Annotated in this window: 1 protein-coding gene; it reads left to right on the top strand. The window is 26.4% G+C overall.

The features are described from left to right. Window positions 1–97 precede the first annotated feature (97 nt). Window positions 98–958 (top strand): DDE-type integrase/transposase/recombinase (locus tag EPJ72_RS12865; RefSeq protein ID WP_242005026.1); only part of this gene is annotated, 861 nt, incomplete at its 3' end.

Genomic DNA, 958 nt, shown 5'->3' on the forward strand with positions numbered 1-958 from the left:
TGTTTAGGAGTATGAGATATTGGACATTTTTTAGTATAAAAAAAGCAGTATCCTTGTTATAATATTTTGATATAGAAAATAAATAAAGGATACTACTATGAAAAAAGATTATAGCACAGAATTTAAATTATTTATAGTGGATGAAGCATTAGAAACTAAAAATATTAAAAGATTTTTAAAGATAGAAGAAATACCCAAATCTACTTTTTATGCTTGGCTTAAAAAATATAAAGACACTGGAACTGTCGCCAATTTTAGCACTAGACCAAAAACTTCCCCAAATATCTTTAATAACCAAAAAGCTATTAATTTAATTATTAAACTCTATACTAAAGAATATCGAGGTAAGCATTATATTAAAGCATATTTAAATCGTGAAGGCATTAAGATAGGTGTTACAGCTATAGAGAATGTACTAAAAAGAAATAATCTTTGGAGATATAAAACAAAAAAGAAAAAGAAGCGATATGATAAGCGTAAATTTGTCTCTAAAATACAAAAAGAAGGCAAAATAGTTCAAATAGACACTAAATATATCAAATTAGGCAGAAAAACAGTTTATCAATTCACTGCTGTAGATTTAGCTACTCGTTATAGTTGGAGAGAAATCTATGAAGATAAAACACCTTCTAGTGCTTTATCTTTCTTAAAATATGTCTTAAAAACTTCACCTTTTAAGATACAGGCTATACAAACGGACAATGGTATAGAATATACTTATCGCTGTATCAATACCTCTAAAATAAATATTTTTGATGAATACTGCTTAAAAAATAAATTAGAGAGGAGATATATTCCTATAGCAACACCAAGATATAACGGCGTAGTAGAAAGAGTACACGGCATAGACGAAAGAGAATTTTATTCACGATTAAATAAAAATATAACTGTAGAATTATTAAGAGAAAAATTAAAAGAATATACACATTTTTATAACAATCAAAGATTGATTTCTTCG

This window comes from Brachyspira pilosicoli, assembly GCF_008016535.1.
GTDB lineage: Bacteria > Spirochaetota > Brachyspiria > Brachyspirales > Brachyspiraceae > Brachyspira > Brachyspira pilosicoli_A.